Here is a 14,915-nt window from a genome sequence, read left to right as displayed (position 1 = left end):
CCACGATGGGCGCCATGCAGATCGGCATGACGCTCCCGGTGATGGAGCCGGACCTCTGGCAGCACGGCGCGCGCACCCTCGAGGAGTGGACGCGGGCGGTGGACGAGGGGCCGTTCTCGACCGTGTGCTTCGGGGAGCGGATGGCCTTCGACAACCCCGAGACGATCGCGCTGCTCGGCGCGGTGGCGGCGTGGACCTCGCGGGTCCAGGTGGCCACGACGGTGCTGGTGACCCAGCTGCACGACCCGGTGCTGCTCGCGAAGTCGCTGGCCACCGCCGACCAGCTCACCGGCGGCCGGCTCAGCGTCGGGGTCGGGGTCGGCGGGCGCGAGGAGGACTACCGCGCGGCTGGTGCCGATCCGGCCACCCAGACCATGCAGCAGATGGCCGACCGGGTCGCGGTGATGCGCCGGGTGTGGGCCGGCGAGGACGTCACCGGCGCGCGCCGCCCGGTGGGCCCGCCGGTCGTGCGCCCGGGCGGGCCGGAGGTGCTCGTCGGCACGATGGGTCGCCGTACCGTCCGGCACGCCGCGGGCTGGGCCGACGGCCTCGCCGGCGTCACCCTCGACCTCGACCTGGCCGCGGTCGGGCGGCTCTTCGACCTGGCTCGTACGGCGTGGGCCGAGGCCGGACGGGGTACGCCGCGGCTGACCACGTCGTTCTGGTTCGCCCTCGACGAGGAGGCCGGCGGGGCGAGCGAGGCGCGTGCCCAGGTGCACCGCCACCTGCGCCACTACATGAACTGGCTGCCGCCCGGGCTGGTCGACGCGATGGCGCCCACCACCGGCTTCGCCGGCACCACCGCCCAGCTCGCCGACGTGCTGCGCGCCTTCGCCGACCTGGGCACCGACGAGGTGCAGCTGATCCCCACCGGCTCGGCGGTCTCGCAGGTGGAGCGAGTGGCCGAGGTGGTGGGAACTACCCCCTCCGTCTAGCCCTCCGCGCCGATAGTCCGACACATGAGGGTCGTCGAACGCGGGTTTCACGACCCTCATGTGTCGGACTATCCGGACCGTCCCCGGATCATCCCGCCAGCGCGCGCGTCAGCTCCCGCACCTGCTCGAGGGGTGCGTCGTAACCCGGGAAGTAGCCGCACACCCGGTCCGCCACGTCGCCGAAGCGGCGGTGCAGCTCGGCGGCGCACTCCTCCGGAGTCCCTCGTACGCCGAGGCGCGCGACCATCTCGTCGCTGACCAGCGCCATCATGGCCTCGACGTCCCCGCGCTTGGACAGCTCGTTGAGCTCCGGCTGGGCGTCGCCCCAGCCCTCGATGTCGAGCACCGAGCGATAGGCGGGGGTGGAGCCGTAGAAGGCCAGCAGCGCGCGCACCCCGTCGGTGGCGGCGGCCAGCTCGGCGGGGGTGCGGCCCATCGCGAGGATCGCCTGCGGGTGGACCTCGAAGCCGGCCGGGTCGCGACCGGCGAGCGCGAGGCCCTCCGCGACGGCGGGCAGGGTGCGGTCGCGGATGTGGCGGTGGCTGTGGAACGGCATCACCAGCAGCCCGTCGGCGACCTCGGCGGCGGTGCGCGTCATCAGCGGCCCGAGCGCGCCGAGCAGCACCGGCGGCGGCCCCCACGGCAGCGACCCGGGCACGAAGGTGGGCGGCATCAGGGTGTGCTGGGTGTGCTCGCCGCGGAAGTCCAGCGGGGTGCCGTCCTGCCAGGAGGTGAGGATCGCCTTGACCGCGCCCACGATCTCGCGCATCCGGGCCGCGGGCGGCGACCAGGTCGCGCCGTACCGCTTCTCGATGTGGGGGCGGATCTGCGAGCCGAGGCCGAGGCGGAAGCGGCCGCCCGACATCAGCTGCAGGTCCCAGGCGGCGTGCGCGAGGTGCATGGGGGAGCGGGGCATCGCGATCGCGACGTTGGTCATCAGGTCGACCTCGCCGCCCACGCCCTCGGTCGCCGCGGCGACGCCGAGCGGCAGGAACACGTCGTGCGGGCCCTCGAAGGTGAACAGCCCGGCCACCCCGCACCCGGCGAGCTCACGGGCGCGGGTGGCCACCTGGTCGGGGCGGGCATCGAGCTGGACGTCGAGCAGCATGGCCGCAGCGTAGGGGAGTGGGTTGCCCAGAAGCCTCGATTCGACCGGTCAGGAGTCTCGACTCAACCGGGTGAAACCCTCGACTCGACCGTCAGAAGTCTCGATTCAACCCGTCAGACGGGCGCCCGGCGGTCCAGGCGCCAGGCGGCGAGGGCGGCGAGCACCCAGATCACCGCCATCACCAGCAGCGCGCCGCGGAAGCCGGTGTCGCCGACGCCGCCGAGCAGGTGCATGAGGGTCACCGAGAGGGCGCTGCCGACGGTGAAGCCGAGGGTGCGCAGCACCTGGTTGAAGGCCAGCGCGCTGCCGGTCTCGCCGGCCGGCAGGTGCGGCACCATCAGCGTCGCGAGCGAGGAGAAGGTGAGCCCGCTGCCGAGGCCGCCGACGCCCATCGCGACCAGTACGTCGGCGAGCGTGTCGTGGCGGAACGCCAGCAGCAGCGTGGCCACGAGGAAGACCAGGCACCCGCTGGGCAGCAGCACCGCGGGGCCGAGACGGCGCGAGAGCAGCTGCGCGACCCGGCTGCCGGCCACGCTGAGCAGCGAGTACGGCACCAGCACCCACCCCGCGACCGCCACCGAGCGTCCCAGGCCCCAGCCGGGTCCGGGGGTGCCGGACTGCACGAGCACCACGGCCAGGGTGAGCATCGCGTACATCCCGACGCCCGCCACCACGGCCACCAGGTTGGGTGCCGCCAGCCCGGGCCGGACCGCGAGCCGCAGGTCGACCAGCGGGTGGGCGACGCGCAGCGCGCGGCGTACGAACGCGGCGAGCAGGGCCACGCCCAGCACCGCGGGCACCAGCGTCAGGCCCGAGGACCAGCCCCACACCTCGCCGCGGCTGACCGCGAGCAGCACGCCGAGCAGGCCGACCGCGGCGAGCGGCACGCCCGGCCAGTCGACCGGCGCCGCCGGCCGCGAGCTGTCCGCCGGCACCAGCGCGACCGCGAGCACCAGCGTCGTCCCGGTCAGCGCGGCGCCCAGCCAGAACGCCGCGTCCAGGCCCCAGGCGCCGGCGACCATCGAGGTGAGCGGGTAGCCGAGCCCGGCGCCGGCGACGGTGGTCACCGACAGGATCGCGACCACGCCGCCGAGGCGTCGCACCGGTACGACGTCGCGCGCCACCGCCAGCCCCAGCGGGACCAGCGCCAGCCCGACGCCCTGCAGCGCGCGGGCGGCGACGAGCGTGCCCAGCGACGGCGCCAGCGCGGCCAGCACGCAGCCGAGCGTGACCACGGTCAGCCCGCCGAGCACCACCGGGCGCCGCCGGGGACCGCTGCCCAGCCGGCCGAGCACCGGCGTGCTCACCACCCCGGCGAGCAGGGTGGCGGTGAGCGCCCACTGCGCGTCCTCGAGGGGGACGTCGAGGTCGCGCGCGAGCGCCGGCACCAGGGGCGCGCCGAGGCTGCTGACCACCGCGGTCACGGTGGTCAGCAGCGCGAGCGTGACCAGCAGCAGCCGCAGCCGCACCGGTCCGAGGGGAGCGGTCAGCGCGGGGACATCCGCAGCGCGCCGTCCATCCGCATGACCTCGCCGTTGAGGTAGTCGTGGTGGACCAGGAACAGCGCGAGGTCGGCGTACTCCTCGGGGCGGCCGAGGCGCTGCGGGAACGGGATCCCGGCGGCGAGGCCGGCGCGGAACTCCTCCGAGACCGTCGCCAGCATCGGGGTCTCCACGATGCCGGGGGCGATGGTGTTGACCCGGATGCCGTACTGCGCGAGGTCACGGGCGGCGGGCAGGTTGAGCCCGACGATGCCGCCCTTGGAGGAGGCGTACGCCGCCTGGCCGACCTGGCCCTCGTAGGCCGCGACCGAGGCGGTGTTGATGACGACGCCGCGCTGGCCGTCCTCGAGGGGCTCGGTGGCGGCGATCTTCTCCGCGGCCAGCGCCATCACGTTGAACGAGCCGATCAGGTTGACCTGGACGACACGGGCGTAGAAGGCGAGGTCGTGCACGCCCTTCTTGCCCAGGATCCGCATCGAGGGGCCGATGCCGGCGCAGTTGACGACCGTGCGCAGCGGGACCCCGGCGGAGGCGGCGGTGTCGACCGCGGCCTGCACCTGCTCGGGGTCGGTGACGTCGACGGCGACATAGGTCACGCCGTCGACGGCGGGTGCCGCCTCGATCGCGCCGGGCAGGTCGAAGCCGAAGACGCGGGCGCCCTCGGCGGCCAGCGCGGCGGCGGTCGCGGCACCGAGGCCGGAGGCGGCCCCGGTGACGATGGCGGCGGTGTCTCGGATCTGCATTCAGCTCTCCTGCGGGGTGGCGGGGTGGGCGGGCGTGGGAGGAGGCGTGATGGTCCCGCCCGGCTGGGCGAGGGCCTGGAGCTGCGGCAGCAGCTCCTCCAGCGACCGGCGGGTGCGCAGGACGACCACGGCGGTCTCCAGACTTTCACCCTGCTCGCCGCCCGCGCCCGCCGCGTCCCGGCCCTGCTCGCCGAAGATGGCGACGGCCTCGGCCATCGCCCGGTCGAAGTCGGCCTCGGCCTGCTCGGCGGTGGCGCTCTCGTCGCGCAGCCAGGCGCGCAGCACGTGGTTGTGGGCGGTCACCACGACGTTGGCCATCAGCTCCGCGCGCAGCGCGGTCTCCGGCGTACCGCCCATCCAGGCGTGCAGGTGGGTGCGGAAGGTGCGCTGGTACTGCAGCTGCCCGGCAATCTCGCGGGCGCGCAGCGCGGGCACGCTGCGGGTCAGCCGGTAGCGGATCCGGGCGCGCGAGCCCTCGGCCAGGTAGTGCTGGAGCACGATCCGCGACGCCTCGGTGACCGCCACCAGCGCGGTGGCGGCGGTGCCGGTGGTGAGCCGGTCCGCGACCGCCGCGACCATCCGGGTGTGGTCGGGGAAGATCACGTCCTCCTTGGAGCCGAAGGCCCGGAAGAACGTCGTACGGCCGACGCCGGCGCGCTCGGCCACCGCGTCGACGGTGGTCTCCTCGAAGCCGCGCTCCTCGAAGAGCGCGAACGCCGCCTCGACGATCCGGTCCCGGGTGCTGGTCATTCGGCTCCCTCATGAGGCGGGTTGGTCGTAGTCTGCGGAACTGAGTACCGTGTAGAAGGTATCCAGTATCAAACAGGAGGACCAGTCAGTGGAGAACATCGGCGTCATCGGATGCGGGTTGATGGGTGCGGGCATCGCGGAGGTCTCGGCGCGCTCGGGTCACGACGTGATCGTGGTGGAGTCCAGCGACGCCGCCGCGGCCGCCGGTCGCTCCCGGCTGGAGAAGTCCCTGGCCCGTGCGGAGGCCAAGGGCAAGATCGAGTCGGCCGCCGCCGTGCTCGACCGGATCCGCGTGGTCACCTCGCTGGAGGAGCTGGTCGACCGCGACATCGTGATCGAGGCGATCGTCGAGGACGAGGACGCCAAGGTCGCGCTGTTCCGCGAGCTGGACCGCATCGTGGCCTCGCCGGACGCGATCCTGGCCTCCAACACCTCCTCGATCCCGATCATGAAGCTCGGCGTGGTCACCACCCGCCCGCAGAACGTGATGGGCATCCACTTCTTCAACCCGGTGCCGGTGCTCAAGCTCGTCGAGCTGGTGCCCTCGCTGCTCACCGCGCCCGAGGTCACCGAGCGCGCCCGGGTCTTCGTCGAGGGCAGCCTCGGCAAGGAGGCCATCGACTGCCAGGACCGCGCCGGCTTCATCGTCAACGCGCTGCTGATCCCGTTCGTGCTCTCCGCGATCCGGATGTTCGAGTCCGGCTTCGCCAGCGCCGAGGACATCGACCGCGGCCTGGTGCTGGGTGCCGCGCACCCGCAGGGCCCGCTCGCGCTCGCCGACCTGATCGGCCTGGACACCACCAAGGCGGTGGCCGAGTCGCTCTACGAGGAGTTCAAGGAGCCGCTGTACGCCGCCCCGCCGCTGCTCAACCGGATGGTCGACGCCGGTCTGCTCGGGCGCAAGACCGGCCGCGGCTTCTACACCTACTGATCACTCCCACTCCCGAGGAACCCCGATGAACCCCGACTTCGACATCTACCGGCTCTCCGAGGACCACGAGGCGATCCGCGAGGCCGTCCGCGACATCTGCGACGCCAAGATCGCGCCGTACGCCGCCGAGGTGGACGACAAGGCCCGCTACCCCCAGGAGGCGCACGACGCGCTGGTGGCCTCCGACTTCTTCGCCCCGCACGTGGCCGAGGAGTACGAGGGCGTGGGCGCCGACGCCCTCGCGACCTGCATCGTCATCGAGGAGGTGGCGCGTGCCTGCGCCTCGTCCTCGCTGATCCCGGCGGTCAACAAGCTCGGCTCGATGCCGCTGATCCTGGGTGGCAGCGAGGAGCTCAAGCGCAAGTACCTCGTCCCGATGGCGCAGGGCAGGACCGGCTTCTCCTACGGCCTCTCCGAGCGCGACGCCGGCTCCGACACCGCCTCGATGAAGACCCGCGCGGTGCGCGACGGCGACGACTGGGTCATCAACGGCCAGAAGTCGTGGATCACCAACGCCGGGGTCTCGGAGTTCTACACCGTCCTCGCGGTCACCGACCCCGAGGGCGCCCGCGGGCGCAACGTCTCGGCGTTCATCGTGGAGAAGTCCGACGAGGGGTTCACCTTCGGGGAGAAGGAGCGCAAGCTCGGCATCAAGGGCTCCCCGACCCGCGAGCTGCTCTTCGACAACGTCCGGATCCCCGGCGACCGGATGATCGGCGAGCCCGGCACCGGCCTCAAGCTGGCGCTGCGCACCCTCGACCACACCCGCGTCACCATCGGCGCGCAGGCCATCGGCATCGCCCAGGGCGCGCTCGACTTCGCGGTCGGGTACGTCAAGGAGCGCAAGCAGTTCGGCAAGAACATCGCCGACTTCCAGGGCATCCAGTTCATGCTCGCCGACATGGCGATGAAGCTCGAGGCCGCCCGCCAGATGGTCTACGTCGCCGCGGCCAAGTCCGAGCGCGACGACGCCGACCTGGGCTTCTTCGGTGCCGCGGCCAAGTGCTTCGCCTCCGACGTCGCCATGGAGATCACCACCGACGCGGTGCAGCTGCTGGGCGGCTACGGCTACACCCAGGACTTCCCGGTCGAGCGGATGATGCGCGACGCCAAGATCACCCAGATCTACGAGGGCACCAACCAGGTCCAGCGGATCGTGATGGCGCGCTCGGTGCTGAAGGGCTGACACGCTCGCGTCGTCGTACGGCGTGACTTTCGGATAGTCCGACACACCACGGTCGTGAAATTGCGGTTTCACGACCCTGGTGTGTCGGACTACCGCGTTCCGGGGGTCGGGGCGGGTGCTTTCCGCCGGCGAACGGGGTTGACCTGACACCGGTGACAGGTCCGACCATCAGGGATGACGAACATCCCCCGGATCAAGCAGCTGCGCCTCGTCGTCGAGGCGGCCGACTACGACCAGGCCCTGGCCTTCTACCGCGACGTGCTCGGCATGACGGAGGTCGTGGCGTTCGCGGAGGGAGGCGACGACCGCGTCGCCATCCTCGACGCCGGCCGCGCGACGCTGGAGATCGCCAGCCCCGCGCACAAGCGGTTGGTCGACCGGGTCGAGACCGACGGCCTCGTGGGGTCCCCGGTGCGGGTCGCCCTCGAGGTCGAGGACGCCGTGGCCGTCACCGACGCCGCCGCGTCGAACGGCGCGGAGGTCCTGGCCGCGCCGGTGGAGACGCCATGGCGCTCGCTCAACTCCCGGCTGCGCGCGCCGGCGTCTCTCGAGATCACCTTCTTCCAGGAGCTCGACGACGCCAGCGAGCGCGAGTCCCGGCCGGGGTTCGGCACCGATGACGAGCGCTCGTGAGACACGCCGCCGCGCCCCGCGGGAACTTCCACCGGACTGTTGACGCTTCGCACGCCGTACACCACGTGTGAAGCGACGATAACCCCGCGTTACATGCGGATCCGGGGCCGAACCGACCTACCCCACCGGCGGCAGCTCGGGGAACACCGGCCCGCCGCCGAACATCAACCGCGGGGAGACCGGGCGCCCGCCGTCGGGCTCGACGACGCCGTACTCCTCGGCGAGCTCGGCGCTGATCAGCGCCGAGCCGGTACGGCGGTGCAGGTGCGGGTCGGCGGCGAGGGCGGCGAGGACGCGGCCCTGCAGCTCGGGGGTCTCGGCGTCGGTCACCGGTACGCCGGCGATGTCGCGCACCCCGCTGGCGAGCAGCTGCTCGGTGCGGACCAGGCCCGGCCACAGCGACAGCACGGTGACCCCCTCGCCGCGCAGCTCGAGGGCGGCGTCGTGGGTCATCTTGTCGAGCGCGGCCTTCGACATCCCGTAGAGCGTGGAGTGCAGGTAGGCGCGGGCGCCGACCGAGGAGATGTTCACGACCAGGCCGCTGCCCTGCGCGACCATCACCGGGGCGGCGGCGCGCATCGCGACGAAGTGGGCGCGCAGCCCGACCCCGATCAGGGTGTCCCAGTCCGAGAGCGGGCGCTCCCAGAACCGCTCCGGGCGCACGTGGTTCATCGCCGGCCCGGCCCAGGCGTTGTTGACCAGGAGGTCGAGGCGTCCGCCGTCCGCGGCGACCTCGGCGACCAGCCGCTCCACGTCGGCGTCGTCGGTGTGCTCGCAGCGCCAGGCGCGCCCGCGGCCGCCGGCCTGCTCGACCCGCTCGACCGTGGTCGCGAGGCGCGACTCGTCGCGCCCGGACACGTGCACGGTCCAGCCGGCCTCGGCCAGCCCGACCGCGATGCCCTGCCCGACGCCCTTGCTGCCGCCGGTCACCAGCGCGACGCGCGGCCCGCTCACGACAGGGTCTCCATGATCTCGGCGCCCTCGGGCAGCGGCGTCGACAGCGACCAGAGCATCCGCACGTGGCACGAGCGGATCCGCCACGCGCCGTCCTCGACCTCATAGCGGTCGTCGTACTCGATCGCGCTCACCCGCTCGGTGCGCGCGACCCGGTCGACCTGCCGGAAGCGCAGCGTCCACGCCCCGCGCGCCTCGGTCTCGGAGAGGATCTCGATGTCCGGGTGCAGCGCGTGGTGCATGTCGAGCACGACGTAGTCCCCGTCGTGGCGGGCCAGCGCGAGCCGCCGGTAGACCTCCGCGATCCCGTCGGCGTCGTCGAACTTGCCCAGCGCCGGGCCGTAGTCGATCGAGGCGCCGCGCGCCACGAAGCACTCCCGGAAGACCTCGGGCTGCTTGAGGTCGCAGGCCCGCAGGTAGCGGTGCTTCAGCGCCTTGATGGACTCGATCGCCTCGAGGCGGGCGAGTCGCTGCTCCACGGTGAGCTCCACGGTGGTTCCTCTCGGGTGGGGGCGGTACGACGAGGTCAGCGGACGGCGATGCCGGGCGCCGCGGGCACGGTCTCGACGAGGTGGCAGGCGACCCGGCCGCCGTCGGCCAGCGGCAGCAGCTCGGGCATCTCGACGTGGCACACGTCGACGGCCGCAGGACAGCGGGTGCTGAACACGCAGCCCGCGGGCGGGTTGCTCGGGTCGGGCAGCTCGCCCTCCAGACGCATACGCCGCCGGGTGCGCTGCACCCGCGGGTCCGCGACCAGCGCCGCGGACAGCAGCGCCTGGGTGTAGGGGTGCTGGGGGCTGCTGAACAGCTCCTCGGTGGGCTGCTGCTCGACCAACCGGCCGAGGTACATCACCGCGACCCGGTCGGCGATGCTGCGGACGACCGCGAGGTCGTGGGTGATGAACAGGCAGGCGATGCCGAGCTCGGCGATCAGGCTCTGGAGCAGCTGGAGGACCTGGTTCTGGCTGGACACGTCCAGGGCGCTGACCGCCTCGTCGGCGATCACCAGCCGGGGGCGCAGCACCAGCGCGCGGGCGATCGCGATCCGCTGGCGCTGCCCGCCGGAGAACTCGTGCGGGTAGCGGTCGGCGTGCTCGCGGCGCAGCCCGACCAGCTCGAGCATCTCCACCACGCTGGCGCGCCGCTGCTTGCGGTCCTGGTCGGTGTGCACCATCAGCGGCTCGGCGATGATCTCGGCCACCGTCATCGCGGGGTCCAGGGAGGAGAACGGGTCCTGGAAGACCATCTGCATGTCGCGGCGCGCGCGGCGCAGCTCCTTGCGGCCCATCGTGGTGAGGTCCTGGCCGTCGAAGCGGACCTCGCCGCCGGCGGGGCGGATGAGCTGCATGATGCCGCGCACCGCGCTGGACTTGCCGGAGCCGGACTCACCGACCAGCGCGACCACCTCGCCGGGGGCGACCTGGAGGTCGACGTTGCGGACCGCAGCGACCGTACGCCGCCCGCGCGAGCGGTACTCGACGCGCAGGTCGCGTACGTCGAGGAGCGGGGCGTCGAGGAGCGGGGCGCCGGGGACCGCGGGGGTGGTGCTCATGCGCGCCTCCCGGCGGGGGTCAGGTCGAGCTCGTCGGCGCGCCGGCAGCGGTCGGTGCCGCCGGTGGGGCGCGGGGTCAGCGGGATCGGGCCGGCATGGCAGGCCGGCTCGGCGAAGCGGCACCGGGGTCCGAACCGGCACCCGGTGGGGAAGGCCGTGGGCAGCGGAGGGGATCCCGGGATGACCTCCATGCCACCCACGCCGTCCACGCGCGGCAGCGAGTGCATCAGCCCGGAGGTGTAGGGGTGCCGCGGCCGGTCGAAGAGGTCGAACAGCTCGGCGTGCTCGACGACCTGCCCGGCGTACATCACCACGACGTCGTCGCAGGCCTCGGCCACCACGCCCAGGTCGTGGGTGACCAGCAGGACGCCCATGTCCAGGTCGCGGGCGAAGCCGCGGACCAGGTCGAGGACCTGGGCCTGGATGGTGACGTCGAGCGCGGTGGTCGGCTCGTCGGCGATCAGCAGCTTCGGCTCGGTGGCCAGCGCCATCGCGATCATCACCCGCTGGCGCATGCCGCCGGAGAACTGGTGCGGGTAGTCGTCGAGCCGCGACGCGGCGCGCGGGATGCCGACCAGGTCGAGCACCTCGGCGGCGCGGCGGCGGGCCCCGGCCCGGTCGGCGCCGCGGTGGCGGCGTACGACCTCGGCGATCTGGGACCCGACGGTGTACGCCGGGTTCAGGCTGGTCATCGGCTCCTGGAAGATCATCGCGACCTCGTTGCCGCGGACGTCGGCCATCTCGCGCTCGCCGAGGGTGAGCAGGTCGCGGCCGTTGAGGAGCACCTCGCCGGAGCTGATCCGCCCGTTCTGGGAGTCGATCAGGCGCAGCGTGGAGAAGCAGGTCACGGACTTGCCGGAGCCGGACTCGCCGACGAGGGCGACGACCTGCCCGGCGCCGACGTCGAAGGAGACATCGCTGACCACGGCGTTCCACTCGCCGCGGACGGCGAACTCCACGGTCAGGTCGCGCACCGAGAGCAGGGGCGGGGTCCCCGGCGTCGGGGGTGCGGCCGGGGTCGGCTGGGGGGTCTGGGTCGGGTGGGTCATCTCAGGCCCTGGTCCTCTCGCGGCCGACGGAGTCGGCCATCGAATCGCCGAGCACGTTGCAGGCCAGCACGCAGGCCACCACGGCCGTGGCGGGCACGATGATCGGCCACGGGGTGTAGAACCACGCCGCGCGGCCCTCGGACAGCATGCTTCCCCAGCTCGCCTCGGGCGCCTGGACGCCGAGGCCCAGGAAGCTCAGCGAGGACTCCGCGAGGATCGCGAAGCCGAGCGCGAGGCTGATCTGCACCGCGAGCGGCGAGACCACGTTGGGCAGCACGTGGCGGCGCAGCACCCACGAGGTGGGCGTGCCGATGCTGCGCGAGGCCTCGATGAAGGTCTCCTCGCGCACCGCCAGCGTGGCCGCGCGGACCACCCGGAAGAAGCGCGGGATGAACACGATGCCGATCGCGAGCATCGCGTTGGTGAGGTTGGGGCCCATCACGCCGACGATCGCGAGCGCCAGCAGCAGCGGCGGGAAGCTCAGCAGGGCGTCGGCGATGCGGGAGAAGACCGCGTCCCACGGCCCGCGCAGCAGCCCGGCGAGCAGCGCCGGCGGTACGCCGAACGTGAGGCCGACGAGCACGGAGATGGCCGCCGCCTGGGCGGCGACGCGCGCGCCGTACATCAGTCGGGAGAGGGTGTCGCGCCCCAGGCTGTCGGTGCCGAGCAGGTGGTCCGGGGACAGCGGCGGCAGGCGGCGTGCGGTGAGGTCCTGCACGACCGGGTCGTGCGGAGCCAGCCAGGTGGCGGTGACCGCGACGAACAGCCACACGGCGACGACCAGCAGCGCAGCGCGCGAGGTCCACGGGCCGGTGAAGCGGCGCAGGAACCGGCGCCGCGGCGACTCGTGGCGCGGGGCCCCGGGCTCGGTCGGGTCGGGACCGGCGACGTCGACGACGGGCGGGATCTCGGGGGTGGGCACGAGCGACATCAGTGTGCCTCTCCGCGGGGGTTGAGGTAGCCGTAGGTGATGTCGACGACGAGGCTGGCCAGCACGGTGATGGCGACCGCGAAGACGACCATCCCCTGGATCGCGGGCAGGTCGCCGGCGAGCACGGACTGCACGGCGAAGTCGCCGAGACCCTTGATGCCGAAGACGGTCTCGACCACCGCGGTGCCGCCGAGCAGGTAGCCGATCTGGATGCCGATCACGGTGATCACCGGCATCATGGCGTTCTTGAGGGCGTGCTTCCACACGACGGTGCGCGGGAGCATCCCCTTCGCGACGGCGGTGCGGACGTAGTCCTGGCGCAGCACGTCGGACAGCGAGGCCCGCAGCTGGCGCGCGATCTCGGCGGCGGCGACGACGCCGAGGGCGATGCCGGGCAGCAGCAGGTGCTGCAGCCAGGGCCACAGGCCCTCGGACAGCGGCGTGTAGCCGGTGGCCGGCAGCCAGGCCAGGTTGACCCCGATCACCAGCGCCAGCAGCAGCCCGAGCACGAAGTTCGGGGTCGCGAGGCCGACGGTGCTGGACACCGTGACCACGCGGTCCTGCCAGCGCCCGGCGCGGCGCCCGGCCAGCACGCCGGCCGGGATGCCGATGAGCAGCGCGAAGACCATCGCCACCGCGGTCAGCGAGACCGTGACCGGCATCCGGGTCAGGATCATGTCCAGCACCGGGGTGCTGAAGGTGTAGCTGGTGCCCAGGTCGCCCTGGAGGAGACCGCCGACGAACGAGAGGAACTGCTCGTACGCCGGGCGGTCCAGCCCCAGGTTGGCGCGGACGGCCGCGATCTGTTCGGGGCTCGCCCCCTCCCCGGCGATCCGGTGGGCCGGGTCGCCGGGGATCAGGAAGACCAGGCTGAACGTCGCCAGGGTGACGATGCCCATCAGCGGGATCAGCAGGAGCAGACGCCGCCCCACCAGGGGCAGCACCCGCGCGGTCGCGGCACTCGCCGTGCCCATGTGAGCTCCTATGTCGAGAGGTGCGGGAGGGGGAGGGTCAGCGGGTGATGCCGACTCCGCGGAACTCGCTGTTGCCGATGAGCGGCGCCTCGTAGCCGACGACGTCCTCGCTGCACACGGTGCCGACGGCGTTGAAGGTGATCGGGGCGACGGCGCCGTGCTCGAGCACGGTCAGCTGCACCTGGTCGAGGAGCTCGCCGCGGGCCTCGGTGTCCTCCTCGGCGTTGGCGGCCGCGAGGGCCTCGGCGAAGCCCTCGGGCTCGACCTTCGAGACGTTCTGCGGGGCCGCCTCGGAGAAGTAGTTCGTCAGGAGCATGGAGGGGTCGGGGCGACCGGTCCAGCCGGAGATGACCGCGTCGCTGTCACCGTTGAGGAAGCTGACCCCGGCGTCGGCCGGCGGCAGCGCCTTGATCGTCATCTCGATCCCGACGGCGGCGAGCTGCTCCTTGATGATCTCCGCGGTGGTGACGAACTGCGGGATGGTCAGGGTGATCGCGGTGAAGGAGAAGCCGTCCTCGAGGCCGGCCTCGGCGAGCAGCTCCTTGGCGCGGTCGGGGTCGTAGGCCATCAGGTCGGACACCGCGTCGTTCGGGACGAAGTAGTCGTCGGGGAACAGGCCCTTCGAGGCCTCGCCGTGGCCCTCCTGGGCAGCCGCGAGGACGGCCTCGCGGTCGATCGCGTGGTTGAGCGCCTGGCGCACCCGGACGTCGCCGAACTCGCTCTTGGTCTGGTTGGGGAACAGCACCGTCTGGGTGAGCACCGTGCGGGTCTCGACGTTCGCGCCGGGGATCTGGCTGGCGGGGTCGATCATCGCGGGGGAGACCAGGGCGCAGTCGAACTGGTCGGAGCCCACGCCGTTCAGCACGGTCTGCGGGTCGGTGATGACCTGGAGGTCGAACCCGGCGAGCTTGAGGCCGTCCTCGTCCCAGTAGTTCTCGCTGGCCTCGAACTGGTAGCGGGCGCCGGGCTGGGAGTCGGCGAGCGTGAAGCGGCCGATGCCGTCGGGGGCGAGCGCGAGGGCCTTCGGGTCGTCGAACGCCGAGGGGGTCACCATCATCCCGCCCAGGTCGGAGAGGCTGAGGACGAGGTGGACGGCGGGCCCGCCGAGCGCGAGCTCGACGGTGGCCTCGTCGACGACGCGGACGCTGTCCACGGCGCCGAGCTGGGCGGCGGTGATGGAGTCGTCCTGCATCGCCCGGTCCAGGTTGGCCTTGACCGCCTTGGCGTCGAACGGGGTGCCGTCGGGGAACTCCACGCCCTGGCGCAGGTGCAGCGTCAGGGTCGACATGTCCTCGGCGAACTCCCACGACTCGGCCAAGCCGGGCACCGGCTGGCCCTCGGAGTCGACGTGCACGAGGCGGTCGTAGGCGTAGCTGAGGACCAGGAAGTCCGAGCTGGACACCGTCTTGTGCGGGTCGAACGACGTCGCGCCGCCCGAGGCGGCGTAGCGCAGGGTCGCGCTGGTGTCGACGTCGCCGGAGCCGGCGTTGTCGGAGCCGCCGTCGCCGCCTCCGCAGGCGCTCAGCAGGACCAGGCAGGCCGCGGCGGCCAGGGTGGGGATGCGCTTCATGTTTCTTGTTCTCCTCGGTGCCCGCACGGCCGGGACGGTGTCTGGCGGGCAGCCTGTTGTGCTGCCCGTCACAAGGTCTCGATCCTTGCCATGGCCA

General features: G+C 72.8%; 15 protein-coding genes. 4 read left to right on the top strand and 11 right to left on the bottom strand.

Translation table 11 applies throughout. The features are described from left to right. The first annotated feature begins 14 nt into the window (after positions 1-14). Entirely contained in the window at positions 15-935 is a 921-nt protein-coding gene (locus tag HBO46_RS18140) for an LLM class flavin-dependent oxidoreductase (protein ID WP_207950230.1), read from the top strand. Between the two features lie 88 nt (positions 936-1,023). Here HBO46_RS18140 and HBO46_RS18135 read toward each other — a convergent pair whose 3' ends face one another. The 4 genes from HBO46_RS18135 to HBO46_RS18120 form a co-directional block, all read right to left on the bottom strand. After that, on the bottom strand, positions 1,024-2,043 hold the full coding sequence (locus HBO46_RS18135; RefSeq protein WP_166134209.1) for a TIGR03617 family F420-dependent LLM class oxidoreductase: 1,020 nt from the start codon (positions 2,041-2,043) through the stop codon (positions 1,024-1,026). Positions 2,044-2,156: 113 nt separating this feature from the next. Continuing rightward, positions 2,157-3,512 carry an MFS transporter gene (locus HBO46_RS18130; protein ID WP_166134207.1) on the bottom strand — a complete coding sequence of 452 codons (1,356 nt, stop codon included), beginning with the start codon at positions 3,510-3,512 and terminating at the stop codon, positions 2,157-2,159. 17 nt (positions 3,513-3,529) lie between these two features. After that, on the bottom strand, positions 3,530-4,288 hold the full coding sequence (locus HBO46_RS18125) for an SDR family oxidoreductase (RefSeq protein WP_166134205.1): 759 nt from the start codon (positions 4,286-4,288) through the stop codon (positions 3,530-3,532). Beyond that, a complete protein-coding gene (locus HBO46_RS18120) occupies positions 4,289-5,038 on the bottom strand; it encodes a TetR family transcriptional regulator (RefSeq protein WP_166134203.1) in 750 nt (249 codons plus the stop codon). Positions 5,039-5,126: 88 nt separating this feature from the next. Between HBO46_RS18120 and HBO46_RS18115 the strand changes: the two genes are divergently transcribed. The 3 genes from HBO46_RS18115 to HBO46_RS18105 all read left to right on the top strand — a co-directional run bounded on the left by HBO46_RS18115 (position 5,127) and on the right by HBO46_RS18105 (position 7,788). Beyond that, positions 5,127-5,969, top strand: a complete 843-nt coding sequence (locus HBO46_RS18115) for a 3-hydroxybutyryl-CoA dehydrogenase (RefSeq protein ID WP_166134201.1) — start codon at positions 5,127-5,129, stop codon at positions 5,967-5,969. A gap of 25 nt (positions 5,970-5,994) precedes the next feature. Next, entirely contained in the window at positions 5,995-7,155 is a 1,161-nt protein-coding gene (locus HBO46_RS18110; protein ID WP_166134199.1) for an acyl-CoA dehydrogenase family protein, read from the top strand. 174 nt (positions 7,156-7,329) lie between these two features. Next, positions 7,330-7,788 (top strand): VOC family protein, encoded by a 459-nt coding sequence (locus HBO46_RS18105; protein WP_166134197.1) that lies wholly within the window; start codon positions 7,330-7,332, stop codon positions 7,786-7,788. 117 nt (positions 7,789-7,905) lie between these two features. Here HBO46_RS18105 and HBO46_RS18100 read toward each other — a convergent pair whose 3' ends face one another. The 7 genes from HBO46_RS18100 to HBO46_RS18070 are packed head-to-tail and all read right to left on the bottom strand — an operon-like array spanning position 7,906 to position 14,818. Beyond that, complete coding sequence (locus HBO46_RS18100) at positions 7,906-8,742, bottom strand: SDR family NAD(P)-dependent oxidoreductase (RefSeq protein ID WP_166134196.1); 837 nt, start codon at positions 8,740-8,742, stop codon at positions 7,906-7,908. Then, complete coding sequence (locus HBO46_RS18095) at positions 8,739-9,233, bottom strand: nuclear transport factor 2 family protein (protein ID WP_166134195.1); 495 nt, start codon at positions 9,231-9,233, stop codon at positions 8,739-8,741. The genes HBO46_RS18100 and HBO46_RS18095 overlap by 4 nt, the downstream gene beginning before the upstream one ends. 35 nt (positions 9,234-9,268) lie before the next feature. Beyond that, positions 9,269-10,294 carry an ABC transporter ATP-binding protein gene (locus tag HBO46_RS18090; protein WP_166134194.1) on the bottom strand — a complete coding sequence of 342 codons (1,026 nt, stop codon included), beginning with the start codon at positions 10,292-10,294 and terminating at the stop codon, positions 9,269-9,271. Continuing rightward, positions 10,291-11,343, bottom strand: coding sequence for an ABC transporter ATP-binding protein (locus HBO46_RS18085; RefSeq protein WP_166134193.1), 1,053 nt, complete (start codon positions 11,341-11,343; stop codon positions 10,291-10,293). The genes HBO46_RS18090 and HBO46_RS18085 overlap by 4 nt, the downstream gene beginning before the upstream one ends. 1 nt (position 11,344) lies before the next feature. After that, on the bottom strand, positions 11,345-12,274 hold the full coding sequence (locus HBO46_RS18080; protein ID WP_166134192.1) for an ABC transporter permease: 930 nt from the start codon (positions 12,272-12,274) through the stop codon (positions 11,345-11,347). Continuing rightward, the gene (locus tag HBO46_RS18075) at positions 12,274-13,248 is read right to left on the bottom strand and encodes an ABC transporter permease (RefSeq protein WP_207950229.1); all 975 of its coding nucleotides are present in this window, start codon (positions 13,246-13,248) and stop codon (positions 12,274-12,276) included. Before HBO46_RS18075 ends, HBO46_RS18080 begins: the two co-directional genes overlap by 1 nt. A gap of 37 nt (positions 13,249-13,285) precedes the next feature. Continuing rightward, positions 13,286-14,818, bottom strand: a complete 1,533-nt coding sequence (locus HBO46_RS18070) for an ABC transporter substrate-binding protein (RefSeq protein WP_166134191.1) — start codon at positions 14,816-14,818, stop codon at positions 13,286-13,288. Positions 14,819-14,915: the final 97 nt, after the last annotated feature.

The sequence above is a fragment of the Nocardioides ochotonae genome (assembly GCF_011420305.2).
In the GTDB taxonomy this organism is placed as follows: domain Bacteria; phylum Actinomycetota; class Actinomycetes; order Propionibacteriales; family Nocardioidaceae; genus Nocardioides; species Nocardioides ochotonae.
Note: the sequence above shows the minus strand (reverse complement) of the source record. Positions and strands in the feature narration are given on the sequence as shown.

Excerpts from the sequence above, each read along its gene's own strand:
- HBO46_RS18110 (WP_166134199.1), top strand. The coding sequence starts at position 5,995 with ATGAACCCCGACTTCGACATCTACCGGCTCTCCGAGGACCACGAGGCG.
- HBO46_RS18070 (WP_166134191.1), bottom strand. The coding sequence starts at position 14,818 with ATGAAGCGCATCCCCACCCTGGCCGCCGCGGCCTGCCTGGTCCTGCTG.
- HBO46_RS18105 (WP_166134197.1), top strand. The coding sequence starts at position 7,330 with ATGACGAACATCCCCCGGATCAAGCAGCTGCGCCTCGTCGTCGAGGCG.
- HBO46_RS18120 (WP_166134203.1), bottom strand. The coding sequence starts at position 5,038 with ATGACCAGCACCCGGGACCGGATCGTCGAGGCGGCGTTCGCGCTCTTC.
- HBO46_RS18140 (WP_207950230.1), top strand. The coding sequence starts at position 15 with ATGCAGATCGGCATGACGCTCCCGGTGATGGAGCCGGACCTCTGGCAG.
- HBO46_RS18135 (WP_166134209.1), bottom strand. The coding sequence starts at position 2,043 with ATGCTGCTCGACGTCCAGCTCGATGCCCGCCCCGACCAGGTGGCCACC.
- HBO46_RS18075 (WP_207950229.1), bottom strand. The coding sequence starts at position 13,248 with ATGGGCACGGCGAGTGCCGCGACCGCGCGGGTGCTGCCCCTGGTGGGG.
- HBO46_RS18090 (WP_166134194.1), bottom strand. The coding sequence starts at position 10,294 with ATGAGCACCACCCCCGCGGTCCCCGGCGCCCCGCTCCTCGACGCCCCG.
- HBO46_RS18125 (WP_166134205.1), bottom strand. The coding sequence starts at position 4,288 with ATGCAGATCCGAGACACCGCCGCCATCGTCACCGGGGCCGCCTCCGGC.
- HBO46_RS18080 (WP_166134192.1), bottom strand. The coding sequence starts at position 12,274 with ATGTCGCTCGTGCCCACCCCCGAGATCCCGCCCGTCGTCGACGTCGCC.
- HBO46_RS18085 (WP_166134193.1), bottom strand. The coding sequence starts at position 11,343 with ATGACCCACCCGACCCAGACCCCCCAGCCGACCCCGGCCGCACCCCCG.